This is a genomic window from Cellulomonas sp. KRMCY2 (genome assembly GCF_000526515.1).
GTDB lineage: Bacteria > Actinomycetota > Actinomycetes > Actinomycetales > Cellulomonadaceae > Actinotalea.
Genome location: NZ_JAGF01000001.1, coordinates 3,759,410 through 3,775,817, shown reverse-complemented (window position 1 = coordinate 3,775,817; position 16,408 = coordinate 3,759,410). Strand labels below are relative to the sequence as shown.

The 16,408-nt window shown below is 69.9% G+C and carries 17 protein-coding genes and 1 pseudogene; 8 read left to right on the top strand and 10 right to left on the bottom strand.

What is annotated here, in order from left to right; translation table 11 throughout:
* Positions 1-49: 49 nt before the first annotated feature.
* Both K415_RS0117830 and K415_RS0117825 read right to left on the bottom strand, forming a co-directional pair.
* Positions 50-973 (bottom strand): RNA polymerase sigma-70 factor, encoded by a 924-nt coding sequence (locus K415_RS0117830; RefSeq protein WP_024288389.1) that lies wholly within the window; start codon positions 971-973, stop codon positions 50-52.
* Entirely contained in the window at positions 970-1,884 is a 915-nt protein-coding gene (locus K415_RS0117825) for an NAD(P)-dependent oxidoreductase (RefSeq protein ID WP_024288388.1), read from the bottom strand. The genes K415_RS0117830 and K415_RS0117825 overlap by 4 nt, the downstream gene beginning before the upstream one ends.
* 284 nt (positions 1,885-2,168) lie before the next feature.
* Between K415_RS0117825 and K415_RS22165 the strand changes: the two are divergent.
* Both K415_RS22165 and K415_RS0117815 read left to right on the top strand, forming a co-directional pair.
* Positions 2,169-3,325: pseudogene (locus K415_RS22165) on the top strand (IS30 family transposase).
* 86 nt (positions 3,326-3,411) lie between these two features.
* Positions 3,412-3,600 carry a hypothetical protein gene (locus K415_RS0117815; RefSeq protein WP_024288387.1) on the top strand — a complete coding sequence of 63 codons (189 nt, stop codon included), beginning with the start codon at positions 3,412-3,414 and terminating at the stop codon, positions 3,598-3,600.
* Between the two features lie 61 nt (positions 3,601-3,661).
* Here K415_RS0117815 and K415_RS0117810 read toward each other — a convergent pair whose 3' ends face one another.
* Positions 3,662-3,868 carry a hypothetical protein gene (locus K415_RS0117810; protein WP_155859516.1) on the bottom strand — a complete coding sequence of 69 codons (207 nt, stop codon included), beginning with the start codon at positions 3,866-3,868 and terminating at the stop codon, positions 3,662-3,664.
* A 145-nt stretch (positions 3,869-4,013) separates the two neighbouring features.
* Between K415_RS0117810 and K415_RS0117805 the strand changes: the two genes are divergently transcribed.
* Positions 4,014-4,649, top strand: coding sequence for a DUF1684 domain-containing protein (locus K415_RS0117805; RefSeq protein ID WP_024288385.1), 636 nt, complete (start codon positions 4,014-4,016; stop codon positions 4,647-4,649).
* Positions 4,650-4,764: 115 nt separating this feature from the next.
* Entirely contained in the window at positions 4,765-5,439 is a 675-nt protein-coding gene (locus K415_RS0117800; RefSeq protein WP_024288384.1) for a DedA family protein, read from the top strand.
* A 1-nt stretch (position 5,440) separates the two neighbouring features.
* Here the strand turns inward: K415_RS0117800 and K415_RS23040 are convergent, their stop codons facing one another.
* The gene (locus tag K415_RS23040) at positions 5,441-6,049 is read right to left on the bottom strand and encodes a TetR/AcrR family transcriptional regulator (protein WP_024288383.1); all 609 of its coding nucleotides are present in this window, start codon (positions 6,047-6,049) and stop codon (positions 5,441-5,443) included.
* Positions 6,050-6,128: 79 nt separating this feature from the next.
* Here K415_RS23040 and K415_RS0117790 point away from each other — a divergent pair, with 79 nt between their 5' ends.
* The 3 genes from K415_RS0117790 to K415_RS0117780 all read left to right on the top strand — a co-directional run bounded on the left by K415_RS0117790 (position 6,129) and on the right by K415_RS0117780 (position 8,864).
* Positions 6,129-6,893, top strand: a complete 765-nt coding sequence (locus K415_RS0117790; RefSeq protein ID WP_024288382.1) for an SDR family NAD(P)-dependent oxidoreductase — start codon at positions 6,129-6,131, stop codon at positions 6,891-6,893.
* A gap of 187 nt (positions 6,894-7,080) precedes the next feature.
* Complete coding sequence (locus K415_RS0117785) at positions 7,081-7,362, top strand: SHOCT domain-containing protein (protein WP_369795254.1); 282 nt, start codon at positions 7,081-7,083, stop codon at positions 7,360-7,362.
* Entirely contained in the window at positions 7,359-8,864 is a 1,506-nt protein-coding gene (locus tag K415_RS0117780; RefSeq protein WP_024288380.1) for a multicopper oxidase family protein, read from the top strand. The genes K415_RS0117785 and K415_RS0117780 overlap by 4 nt, the downstream gene beginning before the upstream one ends.
* Before the next feature lie 50 nt (positions 8,865-8,914).
* Here the strand turns inward: K415_RS0117780 and K415_RS0117775 are convergent, their stop codons facing one another.
* The 3 genes from K415_RS0117775 to K415_RS0117765 are packed head-to-tail and all read right to left on the bottom strand — an operon-like array spanning position 8,915 to position 11,255.
* On the bottom strand, positions 8,915-9,742 hold the full coding sequence (locus K415_RS0117775; RefSeq protein ID WP_024288379.1) for an amino acid ABC transporter ATP-binding protein: 828 nt from the start codon (positions 9,740-9,742) through the stop codon (positions 8,915-8,917).
* Positions 9,729-10,397, bottom strand: coding sequence for an amino acid ABC transporter permease (locus K415_RS0117770; protein WP_024288378.1), 669 nt, complete (start codon positions 10,395-10,397; stop codon positions 9,729-9,731). The genes K415_RS0117775 and K415_RS0117770 overlap by 14 nt, the downstream gene beginning before the upstream one ends.
* 24 nt (positions 10,398-10,421) lie before the next feature.
* Positions 10,422-11,255, bottom strand: coding sequence for an amino acid ABC transporter substrate-binding protein (locus K415_RS0117765; RefSeq protein WP_024288377.1), 834 nt, complete (start codon positions 11,253-11,255; stop codon positions 10,422-10,424).
* A 522-nt stretch (positions 11,256-11,777) separates the two neighbouring features.
* On the opposite strand from K415_RS0117765, the gene K415_RS0117760 reads away from it, so the two are divergent.
* A complete protein-coding gene (locus tag K415_RS0117760) occupies positions 11,778-12,452 on the top strand; it encodes a DUF3105 domain-containing protein (protein ID WP_024288376.1) in 675 nt (224 codons plus the stop codon).
* A 52-nt stretch (positions 12,453-12,504) separates the two neighbouring features.
* Here the strand turns inward: K415_RS0117760 and K415_RS0117755 are convergent, their stop codons facing one another.
* The 3 genes from K415_RS0117755 to K415_RS0117740 form a co-directional block, all read right to left on the bottom strand.
* Positions 12,505-14,004 (bottom strand): ABC transporter permease, encoded by a 1,500-nt coding sequence (locus K415_RS0117755; protein ID WP_024288375.1) that lies wholly within the window; start codon positions 14,002-14,004, stop codon positions 12,505-12,507.
* Positions 14,001-14,627, bottom strand: a complete 627-nt coding sequence (locus tag K415_RS0117750) for an ATP-binding cassette domain-containing protein (RefSeq protein WP_231494927.1) — start codon at positions 14,625-14,627, stop codon at positions 14,001-14,003. The genes K415_RS0117755 and K415_RS0117750 overlap by 4 nt, the downstream gene beginning before the upstream one ends.
* Positions 14,628-14,876: 249 nt before the next feature.
* On the bottom strand, positions 14,877-16,109 hold the full coding sequence (locus tag K415_RS0117740) for an IS256 family transposase (RefSeq protein ID WP_024287948.1): 1,233 nt from the start codon (positions 16,107-16,109) through the stop codon (positions 14,877-14,879).
* Between the last annotated feature and the right edge of the window lie 299 nt (positions 16,110-16,408).

The following is a 16,408-nucleotide window of genomic DNA, read 5'->3' as shown; positions in this document are numbered from 1 at the left end:
GGCGTCGACCAGATCGTTGCGAGGGCCGAACCCTCTGTGGCGCGCAGGGTCAGTCCCTGAGCCGGCGAGCCTGCTTCAGCTCGCGGGCAAATGCCCACCCATCCGCCACGGGGCCCACGTGCCCGAGCTTGTCGGGGTTGACCACCGAGCGGATCGTCTGGACGCGCCCGCCGAGCACGTCGAGCATCAACGTGCCGACCACCTTGCCGTCCCGATCGCGAAGGATCGCGCCTGGCCGGCCGTTCACCTCGCACGGCTCGACCCTCGCGCCGATCGCGGCGAGCACCGGGGACACCGAAGCGAACACGCGGGCCACGTTGTCGGCACCGATCACGACGTTGGCAAAGGCCGGCGCCTTCCCTCCTCCGTCCCCGACCATCTCGACGTCGGCAGCGAGGAGCTCTCTCAGCCCGGCGACGTCGCCATCGCGGACCGCGTCGAAGAACCGCGCCGCCAGCTCCTCGCGTTCCCGGCGGTCCGCCTCGAACCGGGGGCGCCCCTCGTGCATGTGACGTCGCGCCCGGACCGCGAGCTGGCGGCAGGCCGCCTCGGATCTCCCGACGGCCGAGGCGATCTCGGGAAAGCCGAACGCGAACACGTCTCGCAGCACGAAGACCGCCCGCTCGAGCGGGCTGAGTCGCTCGAGCAGCAACAGGGCCGCCATCGACAACGAGTCGGCCAACTCGGCCGACCGCGCCGGATCCTCATAGGGGTCGGTGACCAGCGGCTCGGGCAGCCACGTCCCGACGTACGTTTCCCGCCGAACGCGTGCCGATCGCAGTACGTCGATCGAGATCCGAGTGACCACCGCCGCGAGAAAGGCCTTGGTCGACGTGGGCAGCGTCGGGGAGGACTCGTAGCGGAGCCAGGCCTCCTGGACCGCGTCCTCTGCTTCAGCCACGCTGCCGAGAATCCGGTAGGAGATGGCGAACATGAGCGGTCGCAGCTCCTCGAACTCCTCGGCTCGCGTCATGCGAGCTGTTCCTTGAAACCCTGTCGCCACGACGGATAGCGGAGCTCCCAGCCGAGCTCCCGCTTGGCCTTGGCGTTGGAGAAACCACGCCCCTCGGTCACCATGCCCACCGCCATCTCGCCGGCGAGCATCCGGGCCAGCCACGCGGGGACCCGCCGCGGCGGTTTGGCCCCAGCGCACTCCGCGAGATAGGGCAGCCACTCGCTGGCCGGCGCCGGCTCGTCGTCGACGATGTTGAACACGCCCGTCGCCTCCTGCTCCACCGCCAGGACGGTGGCGCTCGCCGCGTCGTCGAGATGCACCCACGAGAGATAGCCGGTGCCACCGCCGACGAGCGGGAACAGCCGCTTCCGCACGAGCGTGATCTGATCGTCGTTGGCGCCCGGCCCGTAGAACCCGCCGTAGCGCAGGACCGCCCCGCCTGCCCTGACCACCGCGTCCTCGAGGTGGGTGATCGCCTTCGTTCCCTCGATCACCTCCAACGGGTCCTCCTCGGTCTTGACCCATCCGCCCTCGCGGATCCCGTTCATGCTCGCATGGCCTTGCGAAACAACGTGGGCGACGTCGGTCGCCGCAGCCGCGGCCAGCAGGTGGTCGATCCCTTCGCTGCGGAGCCGGTTGGTCGTGGCGAAGTATCGGTCGGCCCTCCTCAGGTTGGGCTTGCCGGCGTGCGCCACGGAGAGGCCGGTCATCTGATTCACGATCGCGTCCGGCCGGGCCGCGGCCACCGCCTCGCCCACCGACGCCGCATCCAGCCCGTCCATCACGACACCCTCGGCGCCCAACTGCGCCAGCAGCCCCAGCTTGCCCGCGGTCGTCGACGTCGCCGTCACCTGATGGCCACGGGCCACCAGCTGCGGCACCAGGCGACGCCCGATGACCCCAGTCCCTCCTGCCACGAAGACTCGCATGACCTCACCCCGTCCAATCCGGTTCTGCCCTTGCCACCGAGACGAGACAGCCCGGCAGCCTGTGACATGGGAGATGGCGCAGGCGTCGGTTGCGTCGGGACGTCATCGGACTGAACTGGCAGCGCACTTACCTGGCCGGCGATCCGCGCCTTCACCGGCAGCGGCCTTCCGGCTCCTATGACCGTCAAGTCGCGAGTTCAGAAACGAGCCCTGATGGCGGGTTCAAGCGGTCGGTGCAACGGGTCCTGTGAGATGAGCCGGAAGCTGATCACGGGAGGGTCCGGATGCAGGGCAAGCATGGTCATCTCAGCCGGGAGCAGAAGCAGCTGGCGTTGCGGCTGCACGCGAAGGGCTGGCGGCTGGTCGACATCGCGCGGGAGATCGGATGCAGCGCCCCGATGGTCGGCCTCATGGTCCGGACCGGCCGACACATGGACGCCAAACCGTTCGGGTCGGAACCCCGCCCAGGCTGTCTGACGTTCGCCGAGCGCGAGCAGATCCTGGTGGGCTTGCTCAGGGACTGTCGTTGACGGCGATCGCCGCCCAGCTGGGACGCGCTGTGTCGACGATCAGTCGGGAGGTGGCCCGCGCCGGCGGCCGGGAGGAGTACTCGGCGTGGACCGCTCACGAGCACGCCCGAGCCCAGGCTCGCCGCCCCAAGCCGTTCAAGCTCGCGGCGGGCCGGCCGCTCGAGGAGGTCGCTGGGAGGCTCGAGCAGCTGTGGTCGCCTCAGGAGATCGCCGCCCGCCTACGGTTGGAGCATCCCGGCGATCCGGAGATGCAGGTGAGCCACGGGACGATCTACCAGTCGCTGTTCGTGCAGGGCCGCGGCCAGCTGCGCCGAGAGCTCACGCGCTGCCTGCGCTCGGGACGGACCGCGCGCAAGCCCCGCACTGCGGTCGACGGGCGTGGGCGGCTTCCAGGCATGGTCATGATCAGCGACCGGCCGGCCGAGGTCGAGGACCGGGCCGTTCCCGGGCACTGGGAAGGCGACCTCATCCTGGGCGAGCAGAGCCGCAGCGCGGTCGGGACACTCGTTGAGCACTCGACCCGCCTCACGCTCCTGCTGCACCTGGGCGAGGGGAAGAGCGCAGAGAATGTCGAGGTCGCGATGCGCGAGGCGATCACCGCGCTACCGGTGTCGTTGAGACGCACGATCACCTGGGACCAGGGCGCGGAGATGGCCAAGCACGCCGCATTCACCGCCGCGACGGGCATCCCGATCTACTTCTGCGACCCGCACTCACCCTGGCAGCGCGGCAGCAACGAGAACACCAACGGGCTCCTGCGCCAGTACCTGCCCAAGAGCACCGACCTGAGCCTGGTCAGCCGCGACGAGCTCGACCGGATCCAGGACAGCCTCAACGGCCGCCCCCGCAAGACCCTGGGCTACATGACACCATCAGAGAAGTTCGCAGAACTCGTTGCGACCACCGCTTGAATCCGCCATCGCATTGGACCGGCGCAGCTCCTTGACCTCGCGCTCGAGCTCGGCTGGGCACTGCCCGGTGGGCCACGCAGGTCCAGGTGGCGACCCTGCCCGCCGATGCCCGGGCGACGCTGCGTGTCGTCCTCGGGATCCTCGGCCGCAAGTACGGCAAGTCGGACGGCGTGTACGCGACCCGGCTCGGCCGCCGGCAGATCGACGGCTCCGGGCTCGTCGGGAGCATCAGCTCGCTGCGCCTGCAGCTCGGTGTCGGGGGGCCGCTGGCCTAGGTGCCCGGCTGCACGACGTGCCCGATGACGAGCCCGCCGGCTCCTCAGAAGGGCCGGCGGTTCAGACGGGCTGGAGCTCGATCGTCGCGAAGGGGGCGACATAGTGGTGCAGGTCGAGCGGCTGCGCCTGCAGGATCGGCATGTACGCCATCGCCTCGCCCTCGAGCATCGACTCCGTCGTGAAGTCGTGCCCGTCGTTGTAGTGGTAGACGAGGCGGACGTGCCCCGTGGTCACGGTCCTGGTGTTCGAGTCGCGTGCGGTGCTCATGCCGTCCATGCCACTCACCTCCACCGGGCACTCGACGAGCCTCTGCCTGTACCAGTGATGAGCCGCCGGGACGTCAGGAATGACGCCGTTCACTGGGTGAATGTCCGGGTCGTGGGTGACCCCGACGCCGCCGTAGGGTCGGCGGATGGGGTCACTCGCGTGGGATGTCGTGGACTGGCGACGTCAGGTCAGTGAGGTCTACCGAGAGGTCCGCCACGAGCGAGACCCGGCGTCTGCCCATGCGGCCTGGGCGACGGCCCGCGGACGGCTCCTGGCGACACATCCGGCATCGCCCGTGCCGATTGCCTCGCGGGCCGGCTTCGGCGGTGTGGCGATGGCGCCCTACGATCCGCGGTTCCGGTTCGTCGTACCGGTCGACGTCGACGTCGAGCCCGAACGGCGCGAGGTGGTCACCGGCACGGACGGGGTGGTGCCGTTCGAGCGGGTCGGTCGGGTGGTGCTCGCTGGGCTCGGTGCGCTGGACGTGTGGTGGATCGCGACGTACGGGGGTGGTCTGTTCCTGCCGTTGCGCGACGGAACCAGCGGCGGGACGTCCTACGGCGGTGGCCGGTACGTCCTGGACACGGTCAAGGGGGCGGACCTCGGCGGTGGACCGCGCGAGCTCGTGGTGGACCTGAACTTCGCCTACCAGCCGTCGTGCGCGTACGACGCGTCCTGGGCCTGCCCGCTGCCCGGGCCCGGCAACTCGGTGCGCGCGCCGGTCCCGGTCGGAGAGCACCACGTCCCGGTGCCGACGCGCGCACCGGCCGGGCCCGACTGATCTGTCGTAGGGAGATCGGAGCCCATATGCGGACACGGCGTCAGATAGCACCTACCATCGAGAACCAGGACGAGTACCGCCGACCGGCGGTCCTCGCGGCGAGGAGGGGGCAACCGTGGATGCGTGGCTCCTCTCGCTCGCCGCTTCACCGCTCGTTTACCTGGGGATGTTCCTCTTCGCTGTGGTCGACGGCTTCTTCCCGCCCATCCCGAGCGAAGCTGCCGCTCTCGGTCTGGCCGCCCTCTCGGTGGCGACCGGCAAGCCGAACCTCGCACTGGTCCTGCTGGTCGCCGCGGCGGGCGCCTTCACCGGCGACCAGGTCGCCTACGCGATCGGCCAGCGCCTCGACGTCCGCCGGTTCCCGCTCCTGCGCAGCGGTCGCGGGCGCAAGAGCCTGATCTGGGCGGAGCAGGCCCTGACGCATCGTGGGCCGTCGTTCATCCTCGCGGCGCGGTTCATCCCGATCGCGCGCGTCGCGGTGAACATGACGGCGGGCGCGGTGGGCTACCCCCGGCGCCGGTTCGTCTGGCTCGCCGCGCTCAGCTCGGTCACCTGGGCCGCGTACTCCGCCGTCATCGGGGTCGGGGCAGGCGCGTGGCTCCAGGGCAATCCGTGGGGTGCTGTGGCCGTCGGTGTCGTCGGCGGGCTCGTGATCGGCGTCGTCGTCGACTGGGCCCTCACCCGGCTCCCGACCCGCCGCGTCCGCGTCGACGTCCTGGTCACCACCAGCATCGACGAGACCGGTGCGCGACCTGCTCCGGTGATGGCCGACAGCGCGATCGGCGACTGAGTCAGAGCGTTCGAGCGGACTCCGTGGGGTCGAAGCCCAGGGCGACGAGCGCCCTGCCCACCGAGGCCTCGGGTGTCCCGGTGCCGGCCACTGCCCACCAGATGAGCGCCTCGATGGTGGCCCACCACAGGGTTCGGGCGAGCACGACCGGCTCGAGATCGCCGGCCGGGCGGTCGGTGCTGCGGGCGATGACGTCGGCGATCGCCGCGACGGCAGGTTCGGCGGTGGTGTGCAGGTGGGTGCGGAGCGACGGCGTGCTGTCGATCAGCCGCAGGCGCAGGCGAAGGGCATGCGTGTCGTCGCCGGGGAAGCGCAGCGCCGCCATCAGGCATCGAGCCACCTGCGGTCGCCATGCGGGCCCGGGCTCCGCGTGGCCGAGCTCGGCGAGCAGCGCCTGCTCGGCTTCGAGCCGACCGTGCCAGACGATGGCGCTCTTGCTCTCGAAGTAGCGGAACAGCGTCGATCGACCCACGCCGACCTGGCCGGCGACATCGGCCAGGGTCGTGGCGTCGTAGCCCTGACGGGCGAAGAGCTCCAGGGCGACCGAGGCGATCTGGGCAGCGGACGTGACCGGGGGGCGCCCCTGGGGAGACCGGTGCTTGTCCGTCACGGGCGTTGACTCTAGTTTGTGGACTGAGTACCGGAAACCCCGGGCTGATGATCGCGCTCGTGTCAGAGAGGACACATCCATGTCTGTCGCCGCTGAGTTCACCGAGGGTCGTTTCGCCGGCAAGACCGCCATCGTCACGGGGGCAGGTTCGGGTATCGGCCGTGCGACTGCCCTTCGTCTCGCCCGTGAAGGCGCACGGGTCGTCGCGAGCGACATCTCGGAGCAGCGCCTCGCGGAGCTCGTCGCCGAGAACCCGGACCTGGACCTGGTCACCGTGGCCGGTGACATCTCGACCGAGGCAGCCGTCCAGGCGGTCGTCGGCGCCGCCGGTGGCCGGGTCGACGCCCTGGCCAACGTGGCCGGGATCATGGACGCGTTCCTCCCGCCGGCCGAGCTCGACGACGCCACGTGGGACCGGGTCTTCGCGGTCAACGTCACCGCAGTCATGCGGCTGACCCGCGCGGTGCTGCCGCTGATGCTCGGGGTCGGCGCAGGTTCGATCGTCAACGTCTCCTCCGAGGCCAGCCTGCGCGCATCGGCGTCCGGCGCGGCGTACACGGCCTCGAAGCATGCGGTGAACGGGTTCACGAAGAGCACGGCGGTCTTCTACAAGGGCAAGGGCATCCGCGCGAACGCCGTCGCTCCGGGGGCGGTGGCGACCAACATCGAGGCGCCCTTCAAGTCCGCCTTCGCCGGCGAGGTGCTCGGGCCGTTCTTCGCCATCGTGCCACCCGTCGCGACGTCCGAGCAGCTGGCGGCCTCGATCACCTGGTTGCTCAGCGACGATGCGAGCAACGTCAACGGCGTGATCCTGCCGTGCGACGGGGGCTGGTCCGCCATCTGATCGGACTGTTCTCTCGGCAGTGTCGTCCCAGGTCAGGGTCTTGCTGGAGATGATCCGGCAGGGCCCTGGCCCTGGGGACCTTCAGCGTTCCTTCATGTCCCCGATCGGGTGGCCTTCAGGTCCGGAGCGCACCATGGGGTATCGGCGCGGCCCTCAGCGGGCCGGTCCTGTCGACGAGTCGAGAGGAATGGTTGACATGATGTGGAACGGATACGGGATGGGCCCTGGGATGTGGCTGCTGTGGTTGCTCGTCCTCGCGGGTGTGGTGGTCCTGGTGGTCGTGCTGGTGCGTCTCGCTTCGGGCGGTGGCACATCGTCCGGTGGAGGCTCGGGCCACGGTGGGACGACGTCCGGTCCACCGGCGGGTGGCGTCTCGCGGGCGCGGGCGATCCTGGAGGAGCGCTATGCGCGAGGGGAGATCGACTCCACCGAGTTCCAGGAGCGGTTGGGCAACCTGGACGGTCAGTGAGCTCGGAGGCGATCAGCCGTCGCCACGCCCTCGAGCTGGGGCTGCTGGGTGCAGCGAGCGCAGGTGTCGGGCTCGTCGGCCTGGGCGGCAACGGGTGGCCGCCGTTCGGGCCCGGCTCGACGGTCCGGAACCCGGCACCGGGGCAGGGCGCTGCGCTCACCGAGCCCGACGTGCTTCGCGCCGTTGACGGTGTGCTCCAGGTCGATCTCCGCGCCGCTCCGGCCGATGTGAGCCTCGCGGGCCGCACCGCCCACGTGCTGGCGTTCAACGGCAGCGTGCCGGGTCCGACGCTGCTCCTGGCCCCGGGTGACCGGTTGCGGGTGCGGTTGGTCAACGACCTCGACGAACCGACGAACCTCCACACGCACGGTCTGGAGGTGTCACCGCAGGGCGCGGGGGACAACCCCTTCGTCCGGGTCGACCCAGGCGAGGCGCACGCCTACGACATCCTGCTGCCGGCCGACCATCCCACCGGGCTGTTCTGGTACCACCCGCACCACCACGGTATGGTCGCCGGCCAGGTCTTCGCCGGCCTCTACGGGGCGATCGTCGTGGACCGCGACGCCTCCGCGACAGCGGGCGAACGGCTGCTGATCATCTCGGACACCAGCCTGGCCGCGGACGGGAGCGTCGCGGTGGTCTCCCCGATGGATCGCATGGCCGGGCGCGAGGGAGACCTCGTGCTCGTCAACGGGCAAGCTCGTCCGGTGCTCGAGGGCCGGACGGGCGCGACAGAGCATTGGCGCGTCCTCAACGCCTGCACCTCGCGCTACCTGCGGCTGAGCCTGGACGGCCACCCGATGAGCCTCAACGGGTTCGACGGCCGTCCTCTCGCCACGCCGCATGACGTCACCGAGATCGTCCTGGCGCCAGGGAACCGCGCGGATCTGACCGTGACCCTGCCTGCCGGCACGACGCAGCTGGAGACACTGGCCTACGACCGCGGCAGCGGGCGTGGCATGGGCATGATGGGCGGACGTCCGCCGTCCTCGCGGGGCGCCACGACCCTCGCCATCGTCCGGGCCACCGGGACGACGAGCGGGGCAGGTGCGGTTCCGCCGGCCGCACCCGGCCCCGGGCGTCGTCCGGCCGGGCGGGACCTGCGCAGCGCGTCCGTTGCGCGTTCTCGCGTGCTCGAGCTGGCGACGGGCATGGGCATGGGCATGGGCGACGGCGGGATGCGGTTCACGATCGACGGGCGTTCCTTCGATCCCGAGCGCATCGACCAGCAGGTTCGCGCCGGCGACGTCGAGGAGTGGACCATCCGCAACACCTCACCGATGAGTCACCCGTTCCACCTGCACGTGTGGCCGATGCAGCTGGTACGCACAGCGGACGGGCCTGTCACGGTGGTCGACCGCCGCGATGTCGTGGACGTCCCGGCGGACGGGGAGGTGACGGTGCGCATCGCGTTCGACCGGTTCAGCGGCCGGACCGTCTATCACTGCCACATCCTCGACCACGAGGACCTCGGGATGATGGGGACGATCGCTGTCGGCTGATGACCGTCGAGGTGCAGACGCACGGAGTGCCCTGGTCGCGCATCTGCCGGCTAGAACTGGTGGAGCAGCCGGTGCAGGAACTGCCGGGTGCGCTCGTGCTGCGGGTCACGCAGCAGCTGGGCCGGCTCACCACGCTCGACGATCGTCCCGCCGTCGACGAAGGCGACCTCGTGCGCGACCTCCCGGGCGAACTGGAGCTCGTGGGTGACGATCACCATCGTCCAGCCCTCGAGCGCGAGCTCCTTGATCAGGCCCAGGACGTCGCCGACGAGCTCGGGGTCCAGGGCCGACGTCGGCTCGTCGAAGAGCAGCAGCTGGGGCTTGAGCGCGAGCGCGCGCACGATGCCGACGCGTTGCTGCTGACCGCCCGACAGCTCGAACGGGTAGCTGTCCGACTTGTCGGTCAGGCCGACCCGATCGAGCAGGGCCCTGGCCTCGGCGTCGACCTCGGCGGCGGGGCGCCGCTGGACCACGACCGGTCCCTCGACGACGTTCTGCAGCACCGTCTTGTGCGGGAAGAGGTTGTAGTGCTGGAAGACCATCGCCGAGCGGTCGCGCAAGGCGGCAAGCTCGCGTCTGGACGGCGGACGGGCGAAGTCGAGCGCGAGGTCGGCGCCGACCGCGATCGTTCCGCCGTCGGCGACCTCCAGGCCGTTCAGGCAGCGCAGGACCGTCGTCTTGCCGGAGCCGGACGGGCCGATCAGGGCCAGCACCTGGCCGCGTCCGATCGACAGGTCGACCGAACGGAGCACCTGGTTGGCGCCGAAGCTCTTCGCCAGCCCCCGCACCGTCAGGAGCGGGGCGCCCGGGGAGGTCGGTGCGTCGGCCCGGTGCGGCGGCTCGAGCGGGTCGACGGCTCCGGGTTCAGTGGGCGACATAGCGGTCCAATCGCTTCTCGAGGGAGCCCTGCGCGGTGGACAGGACGAGGCAGATCAACCAGTAGACCAGGGCGGCCTCCAGGTACAGGAGCATGAACTCCTGGCTGAAGGCCGCCACCTCCTGGGCTTGGCGGAAGAGCTCGGTGACCAGGATCAGCGAGGCCAGCGAGGTGTCCTTGACGAGGCTGATGAAGGTGTTCGACAACGGTGGCACCGAGACGCGTGCCGCCTGCGGCAGGATGATCCGGCGCAGCGCCAACGGGTGCGACATGCCGATCATGTATGCGGCCTCCCACTGGCCCTTCGGGACGGACAGGATCGCTGCCCGGATCACCTCGGCCGCGTAGCCGCCGACGTTGATCGAGAAGGCGACGACGGCGCTCGGCCAGGGATCGATGACCACACCGATCGTTGGCAGTCCGTAGAAGATCACGAACAGCTGGACGAGCAGCGGCGTCCCCCGGACCACCGAGATGTACCCGCGGGCGACTCCCGACAACCACCGCCGTCGTGAGAGCCGCATCAGGGCCAGGACCAGTGCGAGCACCAGACCCAGTGCGAAGGACACGACGGCCAGCGGGATGGTGCCCCGGGCGGCTCCCAGTGTGAGAGGCCACAGGGAGTCCAGGACGAGCGTCCAGTCGGGTTGGCTCATGGTCGGTGTCCGTCGCTCGCCGGATCAGCTCGAGACGTCCTGGCCGAAGTACTTCTCGGAGATCTCCGTCAAGGTGCCGTCCTGCGCCAGAGCGGCCAGGGCCTCGTCCACCGCCTCGGCGAGCGTGGTGCTGCCCTTCGCGAAGGCGAACGCGCTCAGCGACTCCTCGTCGGTCTCGGCGGCGATCTTCAGCCCAGAGGCGTCATTCGTCTGGGCGTAGTCGAGGAAGGTGAGCTTGTCGTTGATCGTCGCGTCGACCCGGCCCTGCTCGACCAGGGCGACGGACTGGGCCCAGCCCTCGACCGCCTCGATGGTTGCGCCGCTGTCCTGCGCCAGGGTGTACCAGTTGCTGGTCAACGACTGGGCGGTGGTCCTGCCAGCCAGGGACTCGAACGACGTGATCGAGTCGTCGTCGGCCGGTACGACGATCACCCCGGTCGAGACGGTGTACGGGGTGGAGAACGTGTAGGCCTCCTCGCGCTCCGGGGTGATCGAGACCTGGTTCGCGATCACGTCGAAGCGGCCGGCCTCGAGCCCGGCGAAGATCGCGTCCCACTGCGTCTCCTCGAACACGACCTCGACGCCGAGCTCGGCCCCGACGGCCTCGATCACCTCGACGTCGTAGCCGGTCAGGTCGCCCGAACCGTCCTGGTGGTAGGAGAACGGCCGGTAGGTCCCCTCCGTCCCGACTGTCAGGGTGCCGGCGTCCACGACGTCGGCCAACGACGTGTCGGCGGGCTGCCCCGAAGGATCCGAGGTTGCGGTCGACCCGGCGTCGTCGCCGGTGGCTGAGCAGGCGGCAAGGGCAAGGGTGAGGGAAGCGAGGGCGGTAGCACGGGTGAGGCGGTTCTTCGACATGGTCCGGGAGTCCTTCGGTGGGTGCGCACGAGGCGCGACGTGGAGTGGGGAGGCTCGGGCAAGACGCGCGGATCCGGCGGAGCAGGGTGTCCGATCTCGGGACCTCTGCACGCCGGCTCCGAGCCGCCGGTGATCGTCCGGTGCGACCGGGACGGGAAGGGCGGTGTGCCGGGTCGGTCGGCGCCCTGTACAGGGCACGGACCGTCGCTCAGGTCAACAGTCGCAGCGGATGCCCGGACAGCACAGGCGCCGCATCGGGCCAACGGCGTGGGCCGTGGTCGATCGGGAGCTGTGTTGACGGGACATGGCCCAATTCCATCACACCGGGCGGACCTCGGCGGCCACCTGCGACGAAGGAATCGAGTCGCGCACCCGGTCCCGTGCGGTGACCGTGCATCTCGGTGGCGACGGGTCCCGCGACAGCCGGGCTGGCCACGCGGCGTATCCTTGAACCTTCCACGAACCCCACGATGTGCCTAGGTCACCCGAGCGGTCGACGACCGCACCGATCCGGAGGAACCCATGAGCGCTGGCGGCAAGCGAAACCCTGACAAGGACGAGCGGCGCGCCCGGCTCGCGGAGATCCAGGCCGCACAGCAGCGGGCCGATCGGCGCCGCACGCGACTCATCGCCCTGGTTGTCGGGTTGGTCGTGCTGGCCCTGGCGGTGCCCACGACGGTTCTGATCGTCAACGCGCAGCGTCAGGCCGCGGCGGCCCAGGCGGCGGCGAGCGCTCCGATCGAGGGGGAGGAGGTCGTCGAGGTGCCCTCTGCGACGCACGTCATCGAGGACGTTCCCTATCCGACGCCAACCGCCGCAGCCGACGAGGGTCAGGCCCTGCCTCCGGTCGGCGGGGATCACGACCCGGTCGTGCAGAACTGCGGCTTCTACGCGGAGCCGGTGCGAAGCGAGAACGCCGTGCACTCCCTGGAGCACGGTGCGGTCTGGTTGACGTACCGGCCCGGCCTCGACGACGAACAGGTCGCCACGCTGCGTGGCCTGGCAGAGGAGAACCCGTATCTCCTGGTGAGCCCCTTCGACCAGCTGGCATCCGATGTCGTCGCCACCGCCTGGGGCGTCCAGCTCGAGCTCGACTCCGCGCTGGACGAACGCCTGGCACCGTTCCTGCTGCGCTACCTCCAGGGCGAGCAGACACCCGAGCCGGGCGCCCCCTGCGACGGCGGGGTCGGCGGCTGACGGCCACGGTTGCCGTCAGCCCGGGGCCCGTCGGCGCCGCACTACCGGACAGCTAGCCGGCCTGGACCGTCGCAGCCTGCTCCCGTCGGAACAGGATGACGACCGCCAGGGTCAGACCGGTGACCCATGCGAGTGCGACCACCAGGGAGGCGGCCTCGTCGAAGGTCGCTGTGAGTGCGCCGTCGATCACCATGCGGGTGGGGCCGTAGCTCGGGAGGTATCGGGCCCAGCTCTCCGGTTGTGCCTGGAGCATCGGGCTCTGGCCGATGCCCAGGTCGATGAACGGGATGAGGAAGGCCATGAAGGTGCCGCTGACTCGCCCGAACAGCGGACCGAGAAGCACTCCGACCAGTGCGTACGTCAGGGCGACGAGCGTGATTGCAGCGACGTACACCCCCCATTGGTGGGCATCGAAGACGGTGGAGGTCACGATGACAGACGCCGCCGTGGCGATGCCGGCCGCCGCGAACACCGTGCTCAGTCGCGTGGCGAGGACGACCCAGCGGCGTTGGCCCGCCAGGGCGAGCCGTTGGTCCGCCTCGCGTGCGTCCAGCGCGATGAAGACTCCCGCAAGCGCCGCCAGCGAGGCCACGGCGACGGGGGCCATCGTCGCGGCATGCATGTGGGCGGGGTCGAGCATCTCGGTGAGCGGCGCACCGCCCTCGCGAAGCGTGACCGGGGTGCTGCCATGCGGGGTGATCGCATCTGACAGCCAGATGAACACCGTGGGGACAACAGCCAGCAGTGCCCACAGCACAGGTGTCCGCCGCCAGGTTCGCCACGCCATCCGCAGCCCGGTCCGCAGCTGGGTCCCGGCAGAGCCAGGGCGGGCGGCGCTCCATCTGCGTCCCACCGCGCTGGTCCGCAGCACGACGACGAAAGCAGTGGCCGTTGCGGTGACCGTCCAGGTGAGGGACCAGACGAGCTCGCTGGCCCCCGCGTGCCCCGCGGGCAGGTTGACTGTCCACAGGGAGATGAAGTGGGTGGGGAGAAACCGGGTCACCAGGGCATCCGAGCCGCTGAGCGTGGGACCGAAGAACACATCGATGATCCAGATGAACATCAGCAGGACTGTGCCGTTCACGGCATTCGGGACCGTGGCCCCGACCAGCGCTCCGAAGGCCAGGTAGACGACGGCGAACATGAGCGTCCCGAGGACCACACGGCCTGGCTGCTGGATACCGTTCCGGGCCGCAAGGGCGAGCAGAGCGGCGGTGCATGCAACCGCCGCCAGCAGCCCACCTGCGATCATCCGGGCGGTCACGAGCGTGAGGCGCGGGAGTCCCGACAGGACCAAGCGCCGGTCGGTGAGCTTGGCGGCGCGGACCTGGAAGTACATGGCGATCGCGGCCAGGAAGCCCGCTGCCCATCCTGCCGTGATGGTTTCGATCGGCGCCCCACCACCGGCGCCGCCGAGGAGTCGCGCTGCCTCGGCCATCGAGTCGGCCGCGACGACCACGAAGACGATCGGCACCAGGACGAGGAACAGGAGGTTGGCCCTGTTGCGCGCGTAGTCGTCGAGGAACCGGTGGACCAAGACCATGGTCGTCATCTCGGCCACGTCCGTCCGTCTCGAAGGTCGACGATCCGGTCGAATCGGTGCTCGTCGACGACGAAATGGCTGATGATCAAGACGCTCTTGCCCACTGCCCGGCGCTGCTCGACCAGTTCCCAGAACTTCAGGTAGGTGTCCCAGTCGAACCCGGCGTACGGCTCGTCCAGGAGCAGCACGCCAGGGTCGGCCAGGAGGGCGAGTCCGAGGTTGAGCTTCGACAGTGTTCCGCCGGAGAGCCGGTCGGCGCGCGTGCCGGCGTACCGAGCGAAGCCGAGAGACTGGTAGAGGTCCTGGCGGTTGCGGTGCGCGGCGACGTGGGGCATCCGGTATGCCCTGCCGAAGATCTCGAAGTGCTCGTCGCAGGTCAGCCGCGGGTAGACCAGCGGCTCCTGAGGGCAGTAGCCGATCTGCCCCGGGCGCGTCACTGAGCCGCCGTCCGCGGTCAATGCGCCGACGAGGATCTTCATCAGCGTGCTCTTGCCCGAGCCGTTCTCGCCCACGAGACCCACGACCTCGCCCGGGTAGAGGGTGAGCTCGGCGCCCAGGAGCACCCGCACGGACCGCCTCAGCGGCCACGGACCGCGGTGGTAGGACTTCTCCAGCCCGACGGCGGTGAGCACGGCCTGAGAACCCGGCGCCGATCGCGGTCCCGGTCTCTTGGCGGTGGGATGTGTGGCTTCGGCCATGATCGCCCTCACCCGGTCAGGTGACGTCTCCGCCGATCGATGGAACTGACGGACGCGTCGACTCAACGATGTCCGCGGTGGGATACACGATCAGTAGCGATCAGATGAAGGTTCGCTGAAGGTCGACGGTGACGTCCCGCTGAGTGGTGGAGTTGCTCGACACCGTGCGGGTCAGTGTGTTGATCATGCCGTGAGGAGTTCGGGGGCGTCCACCTCCGTCGCGGTCAGGGTCATGGTGGCGAGCTGGGCCATGGAGTGCTCGGACAGGTAGCGGCGGTCGGTGGCGGCCCATTCGTCGTGGGCTTCGACCAGGACGGCGCCGGCCAGGCGCAGCAGGGCGGCGGGGTTGGGGAAGACCCCCACGACGTCGGTGCGGCGTTTGACTTCCTTGTTCAGTCGTTCCAGGGGGTTGGTCGACCAGATCTTCTTCCAGTGGCTGGCGGGGAAGCCGGTGAACGCGAGCAGGTCCTCGCGGGCGTCGGTGAGCATCGCGGCGACCTTGGGGTGGGAGCGGCCCAGCATCGTGGCGATGACCTCGAACTGCTCGCCGACGTGGGCGTCGTCGGGCTGGGCGAAGATCGTGCGGATCGCCGCGGCGACCATCTCGGCGTTGGTCCTGGACACCGCGTCGAGCACGTTGCGGGTGAAGTGGACCCGGCAGCGTTGCCAGGACGAGCCGAGCAACACCGAGGCGATCGCGGTCTTCAACCCCTCATGGGCGTCGGAGATGACCAGCTGCACCCCGCCCAGGCCCCGGGCCTTGAGGGACCGCAGGAAGCTGGTCCAGAAGGCGCCGTTCTCGGAGTCCCCGACGTCGAACCCCAGGACCTCACGGTGACCGTCGGCGCGGACCCCGGTGGCGATGACCACGGCCTGGGACACCACCCGACGCCCGACCCTGGCCTTGCAGTAGGTCGCGTCCAGGTAGACGTAGGGGAACGCGATCTGGTCCAGCGACCGGTCGCGGAACGCACCGACCTCCTCGTCCAGGCCGGCGCAGATCCGGCTGACCTCACTCTTGGAGATCCCGGTGTCGGCCCCCAGAGCCTTGACCAGGTCATCGACCTTGCGGGTGGAGACCCCGTGCAGGTAGGCCTCCATCACCACCGCGAACAGCGCCTGGTCGACCCGGCGACGCCGCTCGAGCAACGAGGGGAAGAACGACCCGGTGCGCAGCTTAGGGATCCGCAGCTCCAAGTCCCCGGCCGTGGTCGTCAGGACCCGGTCCCGCGACCCGTTGCGCAGGGCGGTCCGCTCGGCGGTGCGCTGCCAGGGGCCGGCGCCGATCACCGCGGTCGCCTCGGCGTCGATCAGCTCTTGATACAGGTGCTCGGTCGCGGTCCGGACCCGGTCGGTGACCTCGGTGTCCTTCAATGCGGTCAGCAGGTCGAGCAGGGCAGACTGGTCCATGGCCATCGTGCGATGTCCTTCCGTGAGTTCCCTAGTCCGGTCTCACCGACCATCGCACGATGGCCTTCTCCGTCGCGGTCACCACGACGAACAAGATCGAGAACTACACCACCCCAGGGGACGTCACCAGGTCGACCGCCTTGGGTGACAGCTCATCCCGATGGCTCCGGAGGTTCGAAACCATCGGCTCCATGGTCAGGTCGGCGCGTTCAGGGAACGCAGCCGACCGCCCCTCGATCTCCCAGCGTGCATCCTGCCCGTCGCTACGGTCGGCCCATGCCCGTCGCCCACCTGCGCGGTGCTCA

Excerpts from the sequence above, each read along its gene's own strand:
- K415_RS0117785 (WP_369795254.1), top strand. The coding sequence starts at position 7,081 with ATGGTTGACATGATGTGGAACGGATACGGGATGGGCCCTGGGATGTGG.
- K415_RS0117765 (WP_024288377.1), bottom strand. The coding sequence starts at position 11,255 with ATGTCGAAGAACCGCCTCACCCGTGCTACCGCCCTCGCTTCCCTCACC.
- K415_RS0117770 (WP_024288378.1), bottom strand. The coding sequence starts at position 10,397 with ATGAGCCAACCCGACTGGACGCTCGTCCTGGACTCCCTGTGGCCTCTC.
- K415_RS0117805 (WP_024288385.1), top strand. The coding sequence starts at position 4,014 with ATGGGGTCACTCGCGTGGGATGTCGTGGACTGGCGACGTCAGGTCAGT.
- K415_RS0117825 (WP_024288388.1), bottom strand. The coding sequence starts at position 1,884 with ATGCGAGTCTTCGTGGCAGGAGGGACTGGGGTCATCGGGCGTCGCCTG.
- K415_RS0117775 (WP_024288379.1), bottom strand. The coding sequence starts at position 9,742 with ATGTCGCCCACTGAACCCGGAGCCGTCGACCCGCTCGAGCCGCCGCAC.
- K415_RS0117740 (WP_024287948.1), bottom strand. The coding sequence starts at position 16,109 with ATGGCCATGGACCAGTCTGCCCTGCTCGACCTGCTGACCGCATTGAAG.
- K415_RS0117755 (WP_024288375.1), bottom strand. The coding sequence starts at position 14,004 with ATGACGACCATGGTCTTGGTCCACCGGTTCCTCGACGACTACGCGCGC.
- K415_RS0117790 (WP_024288382.1), top strand. The coding sequence starts at position 6,129 with ATGTCTGTCGCCGCTGAGTTCACCGAGGGTCGTTTCGCCGGCAAGACC.
- K415_RS0117830 (WP_024288389.1), bottom strand. The coding sequence starts at position 973 with ATGACGCGAGCCGAGGAGTTCGAGGAGCTGCGACCGCTCATGTTCGCC.
- K415_RS0117810 (WP_155859516.1), bottom strand. The coding sequence starts at position 3,868 with ATGAGCACCGCACGCGACTCGAACACCAGGACCGTGACCACGGGGCAC.
- K415_RS0117760 (WP_024288376.1), top strand. The coding sequence starts at position 11,778 with ATGAGCGCTGGCGGCAAGCGAAACCCTGACAAGGACGAGCGGCGCGCC.